The sequence below is a fragment of the Rhabdothermincola salaria genome, from assembly GCF_021246445.1.
Classification (GTDB): domain Bacteria; phylum Actinomycetota; class Acidimicrobiia; order Acidimicrobiales; family Acidimicrobilacustridaceae; genus Rhabdothermincola_A; species Rhabdothermincola_A salaria.
The window spans coordinates 1,928,742-1,946,436 of the sequence record NZ_JAJQXW010000001.1 but is presented as its reverse complement, the minus strand read 5'-3'; the positions used below and the strand labels follow the sequence as shown (position 1 = coordinate 1,946,436).

The window sequence follows — 17,695 nt, the reverse complement described above, 5'->3', positions numbered from 1 at the left end:
GTGGCGATGCATCTCTCGGTGGCGGGGTCGCTCGAACCCCTGGCGGACCAGCTCGCCGACGCGCTCGCGGTGCCGCTCGACGACCCCTTCGCCCGAGAGGTCGTGGTGGTCCCCGGCGACGGGCTCCGGCGCTGGCTCACCGGTCGGTTGGCGGCCCGCCTCGGTGCCAGCGCCCCGGGCGCGGGCGACGGCATCGTGGCCAACGTCGACTTCGTCTTCCCCGCCACGCTCGTGCGCCGGGCGCTCGGCGACCGCTGCGGTCTCGGGTCCTGGTCGGTGGGTCCGCTCACCTGGGCGGTGTACGAGGCGTTGGGCGACGAGCCCGACCACTTCGGTCAGAGCCCCGACGCGGTGCGGGCCCGGGCCATCGCCGACCTCTTCGACCGCTACGCCCTGCACCGTCCGACCATGGTGCAGCGCTGGAGCCTCGGCGACGACGTCGACGCGGTGGGGGCCACGCTGGCCCCACCCCACCGCTGGCAACCCGCCCTGTGGCGCGAGGTCCGCGCCGACCTCGGGGGCACCAGCGACGCCGAGCGGCTCGGCGCCCTCGTCGCCGAGCTGCGCCGGGCCGGCACCGTGGCCGGCGTGGTGGTGGCCCAGCTGCTGCCGCCCCGGGTGTTCCTCTTCGGTCTGGCCAGCCTCCCGACGCCCCAGCTCGACGTGCTCGACGCGCTGTCGGCCCACGTCGACGTGCACGTGCTGGCCCCGGCCGCGTCGCCCGCCCGCTGGCACCGGTTGCGCCACGAGCTGGGTGAGGCCGAGCGCGTCTCGCGGCCGCTGCCCCGCAGCGAGGACGACTTCGCCGCCCAGGGCGGCCATCCGTTGGTGGACAGCTGGGGCCGCACGTCCCGCGAGGCTCACCTGCTGTTGCTCGAGACCGCCACCGCGGCCGACGCATCGGTCGATGCCCCTACCGCCGCAGGCCCCGAGGCCGAGCCGTCGTCGTTGCTGCAGCGCCTGCAGCACGACGTCGCCGGCGATGCCGCCCCGCCTGGTCCGCCCCCGCCGGGCGGTCTCGACCGCCGACTCGTCGTCAGCCGGGGCGACCGCAGCGTGCGCTGGCACCGCTGCTACGGCACGGCCCGCCAGGTCGAGGTCCTCCGCGACGCCATCTTGCACCTGCTCCAGGACGACGACCTGGCGCTCGAGCCCCGCCACATCGCTGTGCTGTGCACCGACATCGAGCGCTTCGCCCCGCTGGTCGAAGCCACCTTCGCCGGCGACCCCGCCCATGGGCTGCCTGCTGTCCCGGTGCGCGTCGCCGACCGCACCCTCCGCCAGGACACGCCGCTGCTCGACGCGGTCGGTGGCCTCCTCGATCTGCTCGACGGTCGCTTCCGTTCCAGCGAGGTGCTCGGCCTGCTGGCCCGACCTCCGGTCCGCGATCGGTTCGGCCTCGAACCGGCCGACCTCGATCGCATCGCCGACTGGGTCGAGCAGACCAACGTGCGGTGGGGCCTCGGGCCCGAGCACCACGCCGACTTCGGGATCCCGGCCGACCTCGAGGTGCACACCTGGCGGGCCGGACTCGACCAGCTCCTCCTCGGTGCGGCCATGGCCGATGACGGTGTGCGCCTCGGTCCCGACGACGTCGTGCCGTTCGCCGACGTCGAGGGTCGCGACGTCGAGATCGCCGGCCGGTTGGCCGACTTCGTCCACCGCCTCGATCTCGCCGTCGAGGGCCTGCGCCGCGCCGCGCCGGTGCACGCGTGGACCGAGCGGTTGGCCGCTGCCGTGGGGGACCTGTGCCGGCTCCCCGACGACGAGGCCTGGCAGTGGGGTCGCCTCGAGCGCCTCCTCGCCGACTTCGCCTCCGAGGCGACCGTCGACGGCGAACCCCGACCCACGCAGGTGGCGGCGTTCGATCTCGCCGCTCTGGTCCGGGCCCGGTTGGGTGGGGGAGGGGGCCGAGCCCGCTTCGGCACCGGAGCGGTCACCGTCTCGTCGCTCACCGCCCAGCGGGGCGTGCCCCACCGGGTGATCTGCCTGCTCGGTCTCGATGACGGCACCGGGGCGGGGGCACTGGCCGCGGCTGAGGACCTCACCGCCGACCCGCCCTGCGTCGGCGACCGCGACCCGCGCAGCGAGGCGCGGGCGCAGCTGCTCGATGCCGTGATGGCGGCCGGCGAGCGCCTGGTGATCGTCAGCGACGGCCACGATGTCCGCTCCAACGCCCCCGTCCCTCCCGCGGTGCCCGTGGCCGAGCTCCTCGACGTGCTCGACGCCACCGCGCGGGTCGAGGGCTCCGAGGACGCAGTGCGAGCGGCGATCACCGTCGACCACCCCCGCCAGAGCTGGTCCGAGCGGAACTTCCTCACCCGGGGGCTCGACGACGACGGGCCCTGGGGCTTCGACACCGTCGCGCTCGAGGCGGCTTCGGCCCGACGCGGCGGCGCAGCTCCGGTGCCTCGCGGGCAGTCCTTCCTCGTCGAGCCCCTGGCGCCGCTCGACGACGGCGGCGTCGTCACCGTGGCCCAGCTGTTGGCGGCGTGCCGCAACCCGGCCCAGGTCCTGCTGCGGGACCGCCTGGGGGTGTCCCTGCCCGAGGCGGCGAGCGCCCGCGACGACCTCATCCCCTTCACCCTCGGCCCCCTCGAGCGCTGGAAGGTGTCCGACGAGTTGCTCACCCACCGCCTCCGAGGCGGTGCGGCCTGGGACAGCAGGGCCCTGGCCCAGTGGTCGAGAGCCCAGCGCCGCCGGGGCAGCGTGCCCCCGCTCGCGTTCGGCGACGAGAGCCTGGACGCGGCCTGCGAACAGGTCGACGACCTGGTGTCGGCCGCGACAGTGGTGGCAGGCGGTGCGCTCGCGGATCCCGAGTCCGTGACCATCGACGTCAGCGTCACCGGTGCCGATGGCGCGCCGGTGCGCATCGTCGGCCAGCTCGACGGGATCGTCGGTGCCCAGCACCTCACCCTCACGGCGTCGCGGCTGAAGGATCGCGACCTGCTGGTGGCGTGGGTCCAGGCGGCCCTGTTGCACGCCCACGACCCGTCGGTCGCCTGGGAGGTCGCGCTCGTGGGTCGAGCCCGCAAGGGTGGGGGTGTGGCGGTCGAACGGGTGGCGTTGCGCACCCCCGGCGACGCCCCCGAAGTGCTCCGGGTCGCGATCGACCTGCACCGCCGGGCGTCGTGCGACGCGGTGCCGGCGTTCGCCGCCACCACGCGTGCGTACCACGAGGGCGGACCGTCGGCGGCGGGCGCGATCTACGTGTCCAAGCACCCGGGCGTGGGGGAGGCCGGCGACCGCTTCGTGGCCGAGCTCTTCGGTACCGATCCCGAGGTGGTGCTCGCCCAGCCGCGGCGGCCCGACGAATCGGGTGAGGGCTGGGGCGACCACGAGTCCCGGCTGGCCTGCTGGGCCGAGCGGCTGTGGGGCACCTTCGAACGCACCGCCCTCCTGGTCCTGGGCACGGCCGACCTCGACGCGTCGGGCGATGCAACCGCCGACGCCGTGGCCGGCCCGTCGGGCGTCTCGGGGGCACCGTGACCGGCTCCGTCCCCGCGCTGCACGACCTCGATCTCTGCGGTCCGCTGCCCTCCGGTCTCACCGTCATCGAGGCCAGCGCCGGCACGGGCAAGACCTATGCCTTGGCCGGTCTGGCCACGCGTGCCATCGCCGAACGAGGCCTGGCCGCCTCGGAGCTCTGCATCGTCACCTTCACCGAGGCCGCCACCGCCGAGCTCCGGGGTCGGGTCCGCGATCGCCTGGTGGCCGCGGCCGCCCACCTGGCGGCCGGCTGCCCCCCCACTGACGACGACGTGCTCGATGCCCTCGGTCGGCGCGACGGAGACCCGCTCGACGACCGGGAGCGAGTGCGGCGCCTCGCCAGCGTCACCGCGGCGGTGACCGACTTCGACGCCGCCACCATCTCCACCATCCACGGGTTCTGCAGCCGGGTGGTGGCCAGCGGTGGGGGCAGCACCGGCGCCATCACCGACGACGACACCGACATCCGTGAGCTGGTCGTCGACCGCTTCCTCCGCGACCACGGCCACTCGACGCCCGTGCCGTTCGACGTCGAGGCGGTGCTCAAGGCGGTCAAGCTGCGTCTGCGCATGCCCTCGGCCCGCATGTACACCGTCGACTGCGACGAGTGGGCCGAACACACCGGGAAGAGGTTCACGGCCAAGGCCCGAGTCCGGGCGGCCCTGCTCGACCAGGCCGCGGCCCTGGTCGACGACCTGGTGGCCGACGTCCTCGCCCGCCGGGCCACCGAGCGGCGACGCACGTTCGACGGGCTCATCTCCGAGGCCAGAGACGCCCTGGCCGGCGGCGCCGGCACCGCCATCGTCGCCGCGCTGCGCAAGCGGTTCTCGCTGGTGATGGTCGACGAGTTCCAGGACACCGACGCCGTGCAGTGGGACATCTTCCGCCGGGCGTTCCTCGAGGGCCCCGCCGACCCGGTCGACACCGTCATCGTGGGCGACCCCAAGCAGTCCATCTACCGGTTCCGGTCCGCCGAGCTGTCGGCCTACCTCACCGCCCTCGAGTACGCCCACGGCCACGGGGGTGAGGTCGTGGGGCTCGGCACCAACTGGCGCACCGACCAGGCACTGCTGGAGGCCCTCGATCAGGTCTTCGCCGGCGTCGCGTTCGGCCACCCGTCGGTGGCCTTTCGGCCGGTGGACGGGGCCCCCGGGAGCAGCCAGCCTCGCTTCTTCGACACCGGCCCCGACGCCGACCCGGCCCCCTTGCAGTTCCGTCATCGCCCGGGCGACGACGACACGCGGACGGCGCGCGCCGGCGTGGCGGTCGACCTCGTTGCCGAGGTCGTGCGCCTCTTGGAGCACGCCGAGCTGGTCGACGACGGGGAGCGTCGCCGCCTGCAGGCCTCGGACATCGGCATCCTCGTGCGCTCCAACGTCGACGCCGACGCCTACGCAGAGGCGCTCGCCGCGGCGGGTGTGCCCGCCGCGCGCAGCTCCGGTGACAGCGTGCTCGACAGCGCCGCCGCCCGCCAGTGGCGCGCCCTGTTGGTGGCCCTCGATCGCCCGGCCAGCCCCGGAGCGGCCCGGGCTGCCGCCCTGGGGTGGTTCTTCGACGACGACGCCTCGTCGATGGTCGACCTCGGCGACGACGCCATGGCCGACCTCGCCGAACAGCTTCGGCGCTGGGCCGGGTTGCTCGTCGAACAGGGGCTGCCGGCGATGCTCGGTGCGGTGCGCGGTGCCGGGCTGCCCGCCCGGGTGCTGGTCCGGCCCACGGGCGAACGCGACCTCACCGACCTCGACCACGTGGCCGAGCTGCTCAACACCGCGTCCGGTGGTCGGCGCACCAGCCCGGCGGCCCTCCTCGGCGTCCTCGACGAGATGGCGCTGTCGGGCACCACCGTGGCCGACGACGAGGGCGTGGCCTCCGAGGTGCTCGCTCGCCGCATCGACCGCGACGACGACACCGTCAAGATCCTCACCGTGCACAAGGCCAAGGGCCTCGAGTTCCCCGTCGTGCTCTGCCCGACGATGTGGACCCAGACCACGAGCGGCAACGACATCGGGCACGGCTGGATCGATGGCACGCGGTACGTGAACACCAACGCCATCCCCACCAACGACGACGGGGCCGGCACGGGACCCGTGAAGGCCGTCGCCGAGCGCAACGCCGAGGAGAACCAGGACGAGGCTCGACGTCTGCTCTATGTGGCGCTCACTCGGGCCAAGCACCGCTTGGTCGTGTGGTGGGCGCGACCGCCGCGCGGGGGGCGGTCCGAGCTCCAGCGCGTGCTCGAAGGGGCGGGTGACGGTGAGGTCGACCTCCCGGCTCTGGCCGCTCGGTCCGACGGCCGCATCTCGGTGGTCGAGGTCACCCCACCGCTCGGCGAGGCCCACCACCGGCATCCGTCGCCGACCGACGAGCTGTCGGTGGCCGTGGCCCACCGTCCGATCGACCGTCGGTGGGCCATCTGGTCGTTCACCGGCATCGCCCACGCGGCCCACGCCGCCGGGGCCCACCGTCCCCCGGACCCGGCCGACCCGGCCCCGCCCCTCGCCGACCTCATGGACCTCCCGCCCGACCTGCCCCCCGAGGGCGGCAACGACGAACCCGCGCTCGTCCCGGTCGACGACGAACCCGTCGAGTCCGGGCTCCACCCGTTGCCGTTGCTCGATGTCCCCGGGGGCAAGGCGTTCGGCACCCTGGTGCACTCGGTGCTCGAGGACACCGACTTCGGGTCGGCCACCCTCGCCGCCGATCTGCACGACCGGTGCGCCGAGGCCCTGCGCTACCGGCCGCTCCCGGTCGAGAGCGCCGTGCTGGCCGACGGCCTCGTCGGTGCGCTCTCCGCCCCGTTGGGCGGGCCGCTGGGTCCGGTCCGCCTCGTCGACCTTCCCCGCGTCGACCGCCTCGACGAGCTCTCCTTCGACGTGCCGCTCGGCCGGCTGTCGGCGGCCCGGGTGGCCGATGCGCTGCTCGACCATCTGCCGGCCGACGATCCGGTGCGGCCCTGGGCCGAGCGGGCGGCAGCCGGTGCGCTGGCGGTCGACGTGGCCGGCATGATCACCGGCTCCATCGACCTCGTGGCCCGCACCCCCGACGGACGGTTCTGGTTGGCCGACTACAAGACCAACCGCCTCCGCGACACCGACTACGACCGGTCGGCGATGGCCTCGGCCATGAACGACAACGGTTACCCGTTGCAGGCCACGCTCTACCTGGTGGCGCTGCACCGCTACCTGCGCTGGCGACTCGCCGAGCGCTACGACCCCGAACACCAGCTCCTCGGCGCCGCCTACCTGTTCGTGCGGGGCATGGATCCCGCCCGCGCGGCCGACGACACCCGGGGCGTGTTCTGGTGGTGTCCCCCCGTCGCCGCGCTCGATACCGTCGACCGACTGCTGGCTACCGGCGAGGAGGCGGCGTGAGCACCGGCGTGGACACCGCCACCGGCGGGACACGGGGTGCGGACCTCGAGGTGCTCGCGCTGCTGGCACCGTGGCGGGCGGCGGGGGTGGTGTCGGCCGGCGACGCCCACCTCGCGGCCACGTTGTGCCGGCTCACCGGGGTGGGGGCCGAACCCCCGGAGGTGGCGGTGGCCGCCGCGCTGGCCGCCCGGGCTCCTCGCCTCGGCCACACCTGCCTCGACCTCGCCACCGTGGCCGCCTCGGCCGCCGCCGAGGTCGAGGGCGATCGCGGTGTGGTCGAGTCTGCCGGCGTCGACGACCTGCCGTGGCCCTCCGACATCGCCGCCTGGCAGGCCGCGCTGGCGGCGTCGCCCCTCGTCGAGGTGCTGGTCGACGGCGAGCCCCCCGAGACCCCCAGCGTGCCGCCCCGGCCGATGGCGCTGCACGGCACCCGCCTGTACCTCGAGCGCTACCTGGCCTACGAGCGCCGTGTGGCCGGCGAGCTGCGACAGCGGGCCGCCGCTCCTCCCGTGGCCGCCGCGTTGGCCGACGCCCGCCGTGTCGAACTTCTCCAGACCCTGGTCCCGCTGGCCCCTGGTGAGGACGCCGACGACAGCCCCCAGTGGTCGGCGGCCACGGCCGGAGCGTCGCGCCGCCTCGCCGTCATCGTCGGCGGCCCGGGCACCGGCAAGACCCAGACCGTCGCCGCCCTGCTGGCCCTGCTGCGGGCCGGCGACCCCTCCGGCCGGCTGCGCATCGCCCTGGCCGCCCCCACCGGCAAGGCCGCGGCCCGCATGGGAGAGGCGTTCCACGCCGTCGCCGACCAGCTGCGGCGCTCGTCGTTGTCCGACGTCGAGACCTTGGCCGACGAGCTCGCCGACGCTCGGGCCACCACGCTGCACGCCCTGCTCGGGGCCCGCCCCGGCACGGTGCGGATGCGCCACCACGCCGACAACCCCTTGGTCGAGGACGTGGTGATCGTCGACGAGACCTCCATGGTGTCGCTGCCGCTCATGGCCCGCCTGCTCGACGCCGTGCGCCCCGACGCCCGGGTGGTGCTGGTGGGCGATCCCGGGCAGCTGGCCAGCGTCGAGGCCGGCTCGGTGCTGGGCGACATCGCCGGCCCGGCGGTGGACGCCGCGCTCGGATCCGGCCCTCCGCCCGCCGGGCCGCTGGCCGGGTGCGTGTCGGTGCTCACCCGCAGCTTCCGCTTCCCGCCGGGCTCGGTCATCGACCGCTTCGCCCAGGCCGTCCGCGCCGGCGACGCCGACCTCGCCCTCGAGTTGCTGGCCGAGGTCGGGGGCGCCTCGGAGCAGTACCCGGAAGCCGAGGTGGCCCAGCTGACGCTCGCACTCGACGCCGGCGTGCGCCTGGCGTGGATCGACGCACCGGGCGACACCACCGATGCCCGCGACCCGGTCGTCGCCGAGGTCGGGCGGTCCGCCCAACGGGTCCGCGACCTCGCCGAGCGAGGGGACACCGACGACGCCCTCGAGGCCCTCACCTCCCTGCGGGTGCTGTGCGCGCACCGGCGCGGCCCGTTCGGTGTCACCGGCTGGAACCGCCTGGTCGAAGAGGCGTTGGCGCGCGTCAAGCCGCTGGCGCCGGGCTTCTATGTCGGCCGTCCCGTCCTCGTCACCGCCACCGACCGGGCCAACGGCTTGTTCAACGGCGACCTGGGTGTCGTGGTGGCGGCGCCGGGCGGGGCCCGGGTGGCCTTCCCCGGACCCGAGGCGCCCCGGCTGTTGGCTCCGGTGCGCCTCGAGTCGGTCGAGACCGTCCACGCCATGACCATCCACAAGAGCCAGGGCTCGGAGTTCGACCACGTCATCGTCGTGCTCCCGTCGCCCACCTCGCGGCTGGCCACCCGCGAGCTGCTCTACACCGCGGTCACCCGGGCCCGCCGGGTGGTCACCCTGGTCGGCGACGCGGCATCGGTCGAGCGGGCCGTGACCCAACGGGTGGTGCGGGCCAGCGGCCTCGCCGACCGCCTGTGGGACGTCGCCTGACTGCTCCGGTGCGCGCCACGGCGGTCGGTGCCCCGGTCCCGGAGCGGGCCCTGAGCCCCCACCGAATGTCCTACGGGATGCCGGGCGCCGTCTGACGCGTACCTGACGCCGATCGCTCAACTGGCGCCGCGTGGTTGCCGATGAAAGGAGAGCGGTCGATTCCCCCCGACCGCACGGTGCGGTTTCCCCCACCGCATGACGTACCGCACGGCCCCCTCTCGGCGGAGGGGGCCGTGCCGCGTCCGCCGCCCGCGGCGGGCCGGATCGGCTGGTCGCCTCCGCCGGGGCAGGTTCCGTCTTTGCCCGCGTCGGAGGGGTCCCGTCCTCGAGTCCGGGCAGCGTCGCGAGGTCCCCGCCGGCTTCGACCCGGGTGGGCGGGGCCGACCGGGGCAGTCCGGGCATGGCCCCGGCCTGCCGGTCCGCCCGGATCGCCGGGCGGAGGATCATCCCCGGGCTTGCGGGCTTGCGGGCTTGCGGGCTTGCGGGCTTGCGGGCTTGCGGGCTTGCGGGCTTGCGGGCTTGCGGGCTTGCGGGCTTGCGGGCTTGCGGGCTTGCGGGTTTGCGGGTTTGCGGGCTTGCGGGGGTTCCGGGTCAGCGGGAGCCGGCGTCGGCTCGGGCGAGGCGGTCGGCGCTCTCCGTGCCGGCCGCGGGGGTGTAGACGACCAGCTGGAGGCCCGGCTGGTCGAGCACGGCGAGGCGGTGGTGGTCGAACTCCAGCCGACCGGCGGCGGGATGGTCGAACACCCGGCGGGTGGTCTCGAAGGGGGCCACGTCCCGGGCCTCCCACAGGGCGGCGAATCGGGGCGACGTCGCGGCGAGCCGCTCGACGAGGGCGTCGAGCTCGGGGCTCTCGGGCCAGTCGGTGCAGTGCAGGCGGAACTGGGAGACCAGCCGCACCAGCTCGGTGTCGTGGTCGGCCATCAACACGGCGAGCTCGTCGTCGGTGAAGGTGAGCTCCAAGAGGTTGGGCGGCGCCTCGCGGTAGCGGGCCAGGGTCGGGAACAGGGCCTCTTCGGCCCGGTTCCAGGCCACGAAGTCCCAGGCCCGGTCGATGACGTACGCCGGGTTGGGCTCGAGGGCGTCGAGGAGGGCCCGCAGGGCCGGGGTGACCCGAGGCGATCCGGCCGGGGCCGCCGGCGCGGTCGGGGCCCGCAGGTCGGCGAGGGCGAACAGGTGGGCGCGCTCGGCGGGGTCGAGGTCGAGGCTGCGGGCCAGGGCGTCGAGCACGCCGGCCGACACCGACCGGGCCCGCCCCTGCTCGAGCTTGGCCAACCACGACACGGTGACCCCCGACAACGACGCCAGCTCCTCGCGTCGCAAGCCGGGCGTCCGTCGCCGTCCACCCCTCGGGAAGCCGACGGCTGTCGGATCGACCCGGGCTCGCCGGGACCGCAGGAACACCCCGAGTTCGTCGCCACGCACGGCCGGCGAGGGTAGTGGCGCGAGACCCACCCACTACGCGTAGCTGTCGGACGTGAGCGCCAGGGGGTAGCGCCCGAGTCCGACAGCTACGCGAGATCGGGTGGGCCGGCAGGGCGGGGGCTCGTCGGGGTGGGCCGTCGGGGTGGGCAGGGTGGGACTGGCAGTGCCACCACCGATGGGCTCTTCCTCTCCACCCCGGGAGGTCGCACCCTCGTGGAGGACGCCACCGGGGTCCACGCGCTCCGAGCGCGTGGACTGGCCACGAGCCGGCGGCCCATCGCCCCGAGGAGGACCCGATGCCCGAGTACCGCTCCCGCACCACCACCGCCGGTCGCAACGCCGCCGGCGCCCGCGCCCTGTGGCGGGCGACCGGCATGACCGACGACGACTTCGCCAAGCCCATCGTGGCCGTGGCCAACTCCTTCACCCAGTTCGTGCCGGGGCACGTCCACCTGCGCGACCTGGGACGGCTGGTGGCCACCGAGATCGAGGCGGCCGGCGCGGTGGCCCGCGAGTTCCACACCATCGCGGTGGACGACGGCATCGCCATGGGCCACGACGGGATGCTCTACAGCCTGCCGAGTCGCGACCTCATCGCCGACTCGGTGGAGTACATGGTCAACGCCCACTGCGCCGACGCCCTGGTGTGCATCTCCAACTGCGACAAGATCACGCCGGGGATGCTCATGGCCGCTCTGCGCCTGGACGTCCCGACCGTGTTCGTGTCCGGCGGGCCCATGGAGGCGGGGAAGGTGGCGCTGGCCGACCCCGACAGCGATCGCGGGGGCAGCCGGGAGGTGAAGGTCGACCTCGTGTCGGCCATGGAGGTGGCCGGACGGCCGGACGCCGGCGACGACGAGGTCGAGGCGGTGGAGCGCTCGGCGTGCCCCACCTGCGGATCGTGCTCGGGCATGTTCACGGCCAACTCCATGAACTGCCTCACCGAAGCCCTCGGGCTGTCGCTGCCCGGCAACGGCACCCTGTTGGCCACCCACGCCGACCGCGAGGCGCTGTTCCGCCAGGCGGGGCGGACCATCGTGGAGCTGACCCGTCGGTTCTACGACGAGGGCGACGACGCCGTGCGGCCTCGCCGCATCGCGGACCGCACCGCCTTCGCCAACGCCATGGCCCTCGACATCGCCATGGGCGGCTCCACCAACACCGTGCTGCACCTCTTGGCGGCGGCGGCCGAGGGCGACGTCGACTTCGGGCTCGACGACATCGATGCCCTCAGCCGCCGGGTGCCCCAGCTGTGCAAGGTGGCGCCCGCCAGCGAGCGCTACCACGTGGAGGACGTGCACCGCGCCGGTGGGGTGCTCGGCATCCTCGGTGAGCTCGACCGGGCCGGCCTCGTCGACGCGTCGGTGCCCACGGTGCACAGCCCCACCCTCGCCGACGCCCTGGCCCGCTGGGACGTGCGCGGGAAGGGCGCGGACGGGCTGGACGCCGACGGGCTGGACGCCGTGGTCGGTGCCCATGCCGGTGAGGTCGACAGCACTGACGTCGACAGCACGGACGTCGACAGCACTGAACTCGTTCCGGGTGGCGTGGGTGAGGAGGCGGGCGGTGGCGAACCTGGCCGCGGTGGCGTCGGTCGGGCTGGCGTGGGTCAGCAGTCGGGCGCCGGGAACCAGTTGGACGTGGAGCGCTTCTACCGGGCCGGGCCGGCGGGGATCCGCACCACCGAGGCGTTCAGTCAGGACACTCGGTGGCCGAGCCTGGACCTCGACCGCGAAGCCGGGTGCATCCGCGACGTGGCCCACGCCTACCGTCCGGATGGCGGGTTGGCCGTGCTGTTCGGCAACCTGGCCGTCGACGGCGCCATCGTGAAGGCGGCGGCGGTGCCCGACCACCAGCTCACCTTCACCGGCCCGGCCCGGGTGTTCGAGAGCCAGGACGCCGCCGTCGACGGCATCCTCGGCGGTGAGGTGCAGCCCGGGGAGGTGGTGGTGATCCGCTACGAGGGGCCTCGGGGCGGGCCCGGGATGCAGGAGATGCTGTACCCGACGACCTACCTGAAGAGCATGGGCCTCGCCGGACGCTGTGCTCTCGTCACCGATGGGCGCTTCTCGGGTGGCTCGTCGGGGCTGTCGGTGGGGCACGTGTCGCCGGAGGCGGCCGAGGGCGGCGCCATCGGCCTGGTGCGCGACGGCGACCCGATCACCGTCGACATCCCCGGTCGGTCGCTCAGCCTCGACGTCGACGACGCCACGCTGGCCGAGCGACGTGCCGCCACGGACGCCGCCCACCCGGGTGGGTGGGCACCGGCCGCGCCCCGGGCGCGACGGGTGTCGACCGCGCTGCGGGCCTACGCCGCCTTCACCACCTCGGCGTCGAAGGGCGCCGTGCGCGTCGTCCCCTCCTCGGCCGCCTCGCCCGCCCCCTGACGGAGGCGGCCATGTCTGGAGCGCGTTCCGGCACCAACCCCTCACCCCAGGCGTTCTTGCATGGGAAGGGCGTCGTGGGGTGCGCCGTTTCCATGCAAGAAGCGTGGGGCCTGGCGATCGTCGGGGCCGGGCGCTCGGGAGGGCGGGGCCGGTACGGTCTGGGGACGGGTCGGCCGGACACCGGGCCCGGGGGAGGATCGTCATGACCAGCACCGTCTCGGAGGGCGAGGCCGCCGTCGACGGCGGCGGCCGAGCACTGGCTGTCACGCCCACCGCGGGACACCTGGGGGCCACCGTCGAAGGCCTCGACCTGGCCGCCGGCATCGACGACGCCACCCGGGACCGGCTCGTGGGCATGCTCGACGAGCACCTCGTGGTGCACATCCCCGGCCAGGCCATCGACGACGACCAGCAGCTGGCCCTCGCCCTGCGCTTCGGGGGCCCCTACATCCACCCCCTCGCCCGGGGATCGTCCACCGAGGCCCGCTGCGAGCACATCGTCGACGACGTCGACCACCCGCCCTACCAGGACGAGTGGCACACCGACGTCAGCTGGGACGAGGCGCCCCCCACCTACGGCACGCTGCGAGCCGTCGACCTGCCGCCGAGGGGTGGCGACACCATCTTCGTCAACACCTACGCTGCCTTCGAGGCGCTCTCACCCACCATGCAGGGCCTGCTCGAACCGCTCACGGCCCGACACACCATGGGCGCCGGGAAGGCGTTCGTGTCGAAGATGGGACCCGAGATCGTGGCCAAGGTGCGCGAGCAGTTCCCCGGCGCCGAACACCCGGTCGTGGGCGTCCACCCCGGCACCGGTCGACGGTTCCTCAACGTCAACCGGGGCTTCACCGAGTCGATCGTGGGTCTCACCGACGCCGAGAGCACGGCGCTGCTCGAGATGCTCTTCGCCCACGTCACCAACCCGAACTTCCACTACCGCCACCAGTGGTCGTTGGGCGACGTGGTCATCTGGGACGAGCGCTGCACCCAGCACTTCGCCGTGGCCGACTACATGCCGCACCGCCGCGAGATGGGCCGCTGCGTCGTGCGCGTCTGACACCCCGGCCCCGCCCTTCGTGCTCCTCGACGCCTCCCAGGTGCCCGACGGCACCCGGATCGACGCCGACGTGTGCATCGTCGGCGGCGGGCCGGCCGGGATCACCCTGGCTCGCGAGCTGGCCGGACCCCGTCGGCGGGTGGTGCTGCTCGAGAGCGGTGGCCTCGTCGCCGATCCCGACACCGATGACCTCTCGGCGGGCCCATCGACGGGCCAGGCCTACCTCCCCCTGGAGTCCACCCGCAGCCGGGTGCTGGGGGGCACGACCGAGCTGTGGGCGGGGGAGTGCCGTCCGCTCGACCCCGCCGACTTCGTGGCCCACGGCTGGGTGCCCGACAGCGGATGGCCGTTCGGCTTCGAGGAGCTGGCGCCGTTCTACGAGCGGGCCCGACCGGAGCTCGAGCTGGGCCCGCTGCCGTTCGACGCCATGGACTGGTCGGCGCTCGGCATCCCGGCCCTGCCCCTGGCCGACGACCGGCTCCACACCGCCGCCTTCCACTACAGCACCCCGACCCACGTCGGTCGTCGCCGCCGGGCCGAACTGGAGGCCGCCCGCCACCTCGAGGTGCACCTCGGGGCCACGGCGGTGGAGCTCGACACCACCCCGACCGCCGATCGGGTGGACGCGGTGGTGGTGCGCAGCGGGGCCCACACGACGTATCGGGTGGCGGCCCGGGTGGTGGTGCTGGCCGCCGGGGGCATCGAGAACCCCAGGCTGCTGCTGAGCTCGGACCGCGTCGAGCGCGCCGGGCTCGGGAACCGTCACGACCTCGTCGGGCGCTACTTCATGGAGCACCTCTACCTCGACGACGCGGCCCGCATCCGGGCGCGGCGTGGGGCGCTCGGTTCCTTCTACGTCGAGAGCCACGCCGTGGGTTCGGATCGGCTGCGGGCCGTGCTGGCCCTGGCGCCCGACGTGCGTGCCCGGGAGGGCCTCACCAACGTGTGCGCCGTCGTCACCCCCCTGACCGCCGCCAAGGCCGCTCCCCGGGACCAGGGCCAGCCGGGTCGGCCGGGCCCGGTGGATCCGGCGTCCGGGCTGGGCCCGCGATCGGTCCCCGGGGAAGGCCGGGCGGTGGGCGTGGCCCGGCGGGCGCGACACGTGGCGGACCGGGCGTTCGAGCGGGTGGGTGGGCGCACCGGCGCCCGGGCGATCGAGGTCGCCCGGGCCGGCCGCGATCGGCTGCGAGCGCCCCTCCGGGAGACTCTCGGGGTGAAGCAGGTCATGGAGCAGGCCCCGAATCCGCACAGCCGGGTGGTGCTGACCGGCGAACGCGACCGGCTGGGCTGCCGGCGGGTGGAGCTGCGCTGGACGCTGTCGCCGCTCGACCGGTCCAGTGCGGTGCGGGCCCACGAGCTCTACCGGGCGGGGCTGGCCGCGTCAGGCGTGTCGTTCACCAGCCGGCTGGGCGGCGTCGACGATCACTGGCCCGAGCGGTTGCGAGGTGCACGCCACCACATGGGCACGACGCGCATGCACACCGACCCGCGCCGCGGGGTGGTGGACGCCGACGGGAGGGTGCACGGCGTCGCCAACCTCTACGTGGCCGGCAGCTCGGTGTTCCCCACCGGCGGGGCCGCCAACCCCACCTTCACCATCGTGGCGCTGGCCCTGCGCCTCGCGGCCCACCTCCGGGCCGTCCCGCCCACCTGAGCCGGGTCACGACCGTCCGTCCGTCGGACGGCGAGGCGTCGACAGCGGAACTCATCGCCGGCCGGTCCGTGGCCCGCGCGGGCCCGGAGCCCGTCTCGGTCCCCGCCGGTCGGCACCTCCCCGATCCGGGGCACCGATCTCAGCGGGGCGACGACCGTCGGTGTCGTGATGACCGGGCAGGTCAGATCTCCTCGGGAGGCGAGAGGCTGGCCATCATCTCCTCGACGAAGGACCGCTGCGAGGCCATCAGCTTCTCGGCGAAGTCGTAGCTCATCGACACCGCTTCACGCGGGTCGATCATGGGCGTGAGCTCGGGCATCGAGGGCATCGTCGGCATGACCCGCCGGGTGGTGGCGGTCATGGCCTTGAACGACTCGAGCATGTAGGCCTTGGAGGTCTCCATGGCGCTGAGCGTGTTCTCCTGGGCGGCGATGCTGAGGTCCATCAGGGTGGAGGTCATGTGAGGCTCCTTGGTGGGTGAGACGAGCGGCGATCAGAGGTGCGGGCGGGTCGGCGGCGGGGTGCGGCCGTCGGGTGCGGATCGGTCAGACGTCGGCGGTGAGGCCGTGGACGTAGACGCCGGGGGCGTCGCCGATGGGCGGGTGGCGGTCGCTGCCGAGGTGGGTCGGGGGCTCGACCATGGGCCCGGCGCGGTCGCCGATCCATCCCGCCCAGTCGTCCCACCACGTGCCGGTCCGCAGCTCGGCGTCGGCGAGCCAGTCCTCCGCGTCGGCGGGGAGCGCGGGGTTGACCCAGTGCTTGGCCTTGGGCCCGGGTGGGTTCACGATGGCGGCGATGTGGCCCGAGGTGGAGAGCACGAAGCGCTTGTCCTCGCCGCCGAAGAGCTGGGTGGTCTGGTAGGCGGAGTTCCAGGGCACGATGTGGTCGTCGACGGCGGACACGACGTAGGTGGGCTGGGAGATCCGCCCGAGGTCGAGCCGGGTGCCCTCGACCTCGAACGCACCTCGGGCCAGGCGGTTCTCGACGTAGCACCAGCGCAGGAAGTCGGCGTGGAGCCGTCCGGGCATGTCAGTGCCGTCGGCGTTCCAGGCCAGCAGGTCGAACGCCGGCGGGGTGTCGCCCATCAGCCAGTTCTTGGCGACGTAGCCGAACACGAGGTCGTTGGCCCGCAGCAACGAGAAGGTGTGGGCGATGTGGCGCTGGTCCAGCGTGCCGACCTGGCGCAGGTGCCGCTCGAGGAGCCGCACGGTGGCGTCGTCGGTGAACGTGCCCAGCACGCCTGCCCGGGTGAAGTCGGTGTGGGTGTTGATGAAGGAGGCCGAGTTCACCGAACGGTCGTCGCGGGCGGCGTCGAGCGCCATGCTCATGGCGCTCAGGGTGCCGCCGAGGCACACCGACATGGTGTTCACCACGTCGCTCCCGGTGATCTCCTTGACCACCTCGATCGCCCGCCGGGGCCCTTCGCGCAGGTAGTCGTCGAAGGTGGCGTCGCGCAGGGTGGCGTCGGGGTTGCGGTAGCTGATCACGAAGCACTGGTGGCCGTGCTCCAGCGCCCACTCCACCAGCGACCGGCCGGGGGCGAGATCGAGGATGTAGTACTTGTTGATCCACGGCGGGCAGAACAACAGCGGCACCTCGTGGACGGCCTCGGTGCGGGGCCGGTACTGGATGACCTCGATGAAGTGGCTGCGGTGCACCACCTGGCCGCCGGTGCCGGCCAGGTCCCGACCCACCTCGAGGGTCGAGCCGTCGACCTGGGTGGGCCACCCGCCGTTGTGGGCCACGTCGTCGGCCAGGTTGCGAGCCCCGCGCAGCAGGCTCAGGCCTCCGGTCTGGAAGGCCCGGGTGAGCGCCGCCGGGTTGCCGGCGAGGGTGTTGGTGGGAGCGAGGGCGTCGCAGGTGAGGCCGGCCGCGAAGCGCGCCTTGGCCCGGGTGCGGTCGTCGATGGGGGCGGCGTCGATCACCTGGCCGACGAAGCGCTCGTTGAGGTGGTGCACCTGGCGCAGCCACCAGTAGGCGGCGTTGTCCTCCCAGGTCGGGTCGGCGAAGCGCGCGTCGCGGGCCGGGGCGACGGGCCCGTCGACCTCGCGGCCCACGGCCCGGCCGAGCGACGCGGTGGTGGCTGTGAGCAGGCCGGTGGCGAGCTCGCCCACGGCGCCGGCCACCAGTCCGGGGCTGCGCAGGGCGGCGCCGAGGCTGTCCACCACGGCTCGCAGGAAGAGCCCCGAGGCCTCGACCTCCATCGCCGAGTCCGCCGGCGGTGCATCCACCAACCGCAGGGGCGGGCGGGGGGCCTCGGCCAGCAGGCCGAGGTCGTGATCGTCGATCTCGTGGCGAAGGGCCATCGACGCGTCTCCTCGGTG

The 17,695-nt window shown here is 74.3% G+C and carries 9 protein-coding genes; 6 read left to right on the top strand and 3 right to left on the bottom strand.

Features of this window, described 5'->3' with window-relative positions:
• Window positions 1-6 precede the first annotated feature (6 nt).
• The 3 genes from recC to recD are packed head-to-tail and all read left to right on the top strand — an operon-like array spanning window position 7 to window position 8,848.
• A complete protein-coding gene (recC, locus tag LUW87_RS09020) occupies window positions 7-3,489 on the top strand; it encodes an exodeoxyribonuclease V subunit gamma (RefSeq protein WP_232670891.1) in 3,483 nt (1,160 codons plus the stop codon).
• On the top strand, window positions 3,486-6,860 hold the full coding sequence (locus LUW87_RS09015; RefSeq protein WP_232670807.1) for a UvrD-helicase domain-containing protein: 3,375 nt from the start codon (window positions 3,486-3,488) through the stop codon (window positions 6,858-6,860). Before recC ends, LUW87_RS09015 begins: the two co-directional genes overlap by 4 nt.
• Window positions 6,857-8,848 (top strand): exodeoxyribonuclease V subunit alpha, encoded by a 1,992-nt coding sequence (gene recD / locus LUW87_RS09010; protein ID WP_232670806.1) that lies wholly within the window; start codon window positions 6,857-6,859, stop codon window positions 8,846-8,848. Before LUW87_RS09015 ends, recD begins: the two co-directional genes overlap by 4 nt.
• A gap of 591 nt (window positions 8,849-9,439) precedes the next feature.
• Here recD and LUW87_RS19195 read toward each other — a convergent pair.
• Complete coding sequence (locus LUW87_RS19195; protein WP_232670805.1) at window positions 9,440-10,270, bottom strand: helix-turn-helix transcriptional regulator; 831 nt, start codon at window positions 10,268-10,270, stop codon at window positions 9,440-9,442.
• A gap of 296 nt (window positions 10,271-10,566) precedes the next feature.
• Between LUW87_RS19195 and ilvD the strand changes: the two genes are divergently transcribed.
• The 3 genes from ilvD to LUW87_RS19190 all read left to right on the top strand — a co-directional run bounded on the left by ilvD (window position 10,567) and on the right by LUW87_RS19190 (window position 15,371).
• Window positions 10,567-12,657 (top strand): dihydroxy-acid dehydratase, encoded by a 2,091-nt coding sequence (ilvD, locus tag LUW87_RS09000; protein WP_232670804.1) that lies wholly within the window; start codon window positions 10,567-10,569, stop codon window positions 12,655-12,657.
• 202 nt (window positions 12,658-12,859) lie between these two features.
• Window positions 12,860-13,717, top strand: coding sequence for a TauD/TfdA dioxygenase family protein (locus LUW87_RS08995; protein ID WP_232670803.1), 858 nt, complete (start codon window positions 12,860-12,862; stop codon window positions 13,715-13,717).
• A gap of 19 nt (window positions 13,718-13,736) precedes the next feature.
• Entirely contained in the window at window positions 13,737-15,371 is a 1,635-nt protein-coding gene (locus LUW87_RS19190; RefSeq protein ID WP_232670802.1) for an FAD-dependent oxidoreductase, read from the top strand.
• A 181-nt stretch (window positions 15,372-15,552) separates the two neighbouring features.
• Here the strand turns inward: LUW87_RS19190 and LUW87_RS08985 are convergent, their stop codons facing one another.
• Both LUW87_RS08985 and LUW87_RS08980 read right to left on the bottom strand, forming a co-directional pair.
• On the bottom strand, window positions 15,553-15,831 hold the full coding sequence (locus LUW87_RS08985; protein ID WP_232670801.1) for a hypothetical protein: 279 nt from the start codon (window positions 15,829-15,831) through the stop codon (window positions 15,553-15,555).
• Window positions 15,832-15,916: 85 nt separating this feature from the next.
• The gene (locus LUW87_RS08980) at window positions 15,917-17,677 is read right to left on the bottom strand and encodes a PHA/PHB synthase family protein (RefSeq protein WP_232670800.1); all 1,761 of its coding nucleotides are present in this window, start codon (window positions 17,675-17,677) and stop codon (window positions 15,917-15,919) included.
• Window positions 17,678-17,695: the final 18 nt, after the last annotated feature.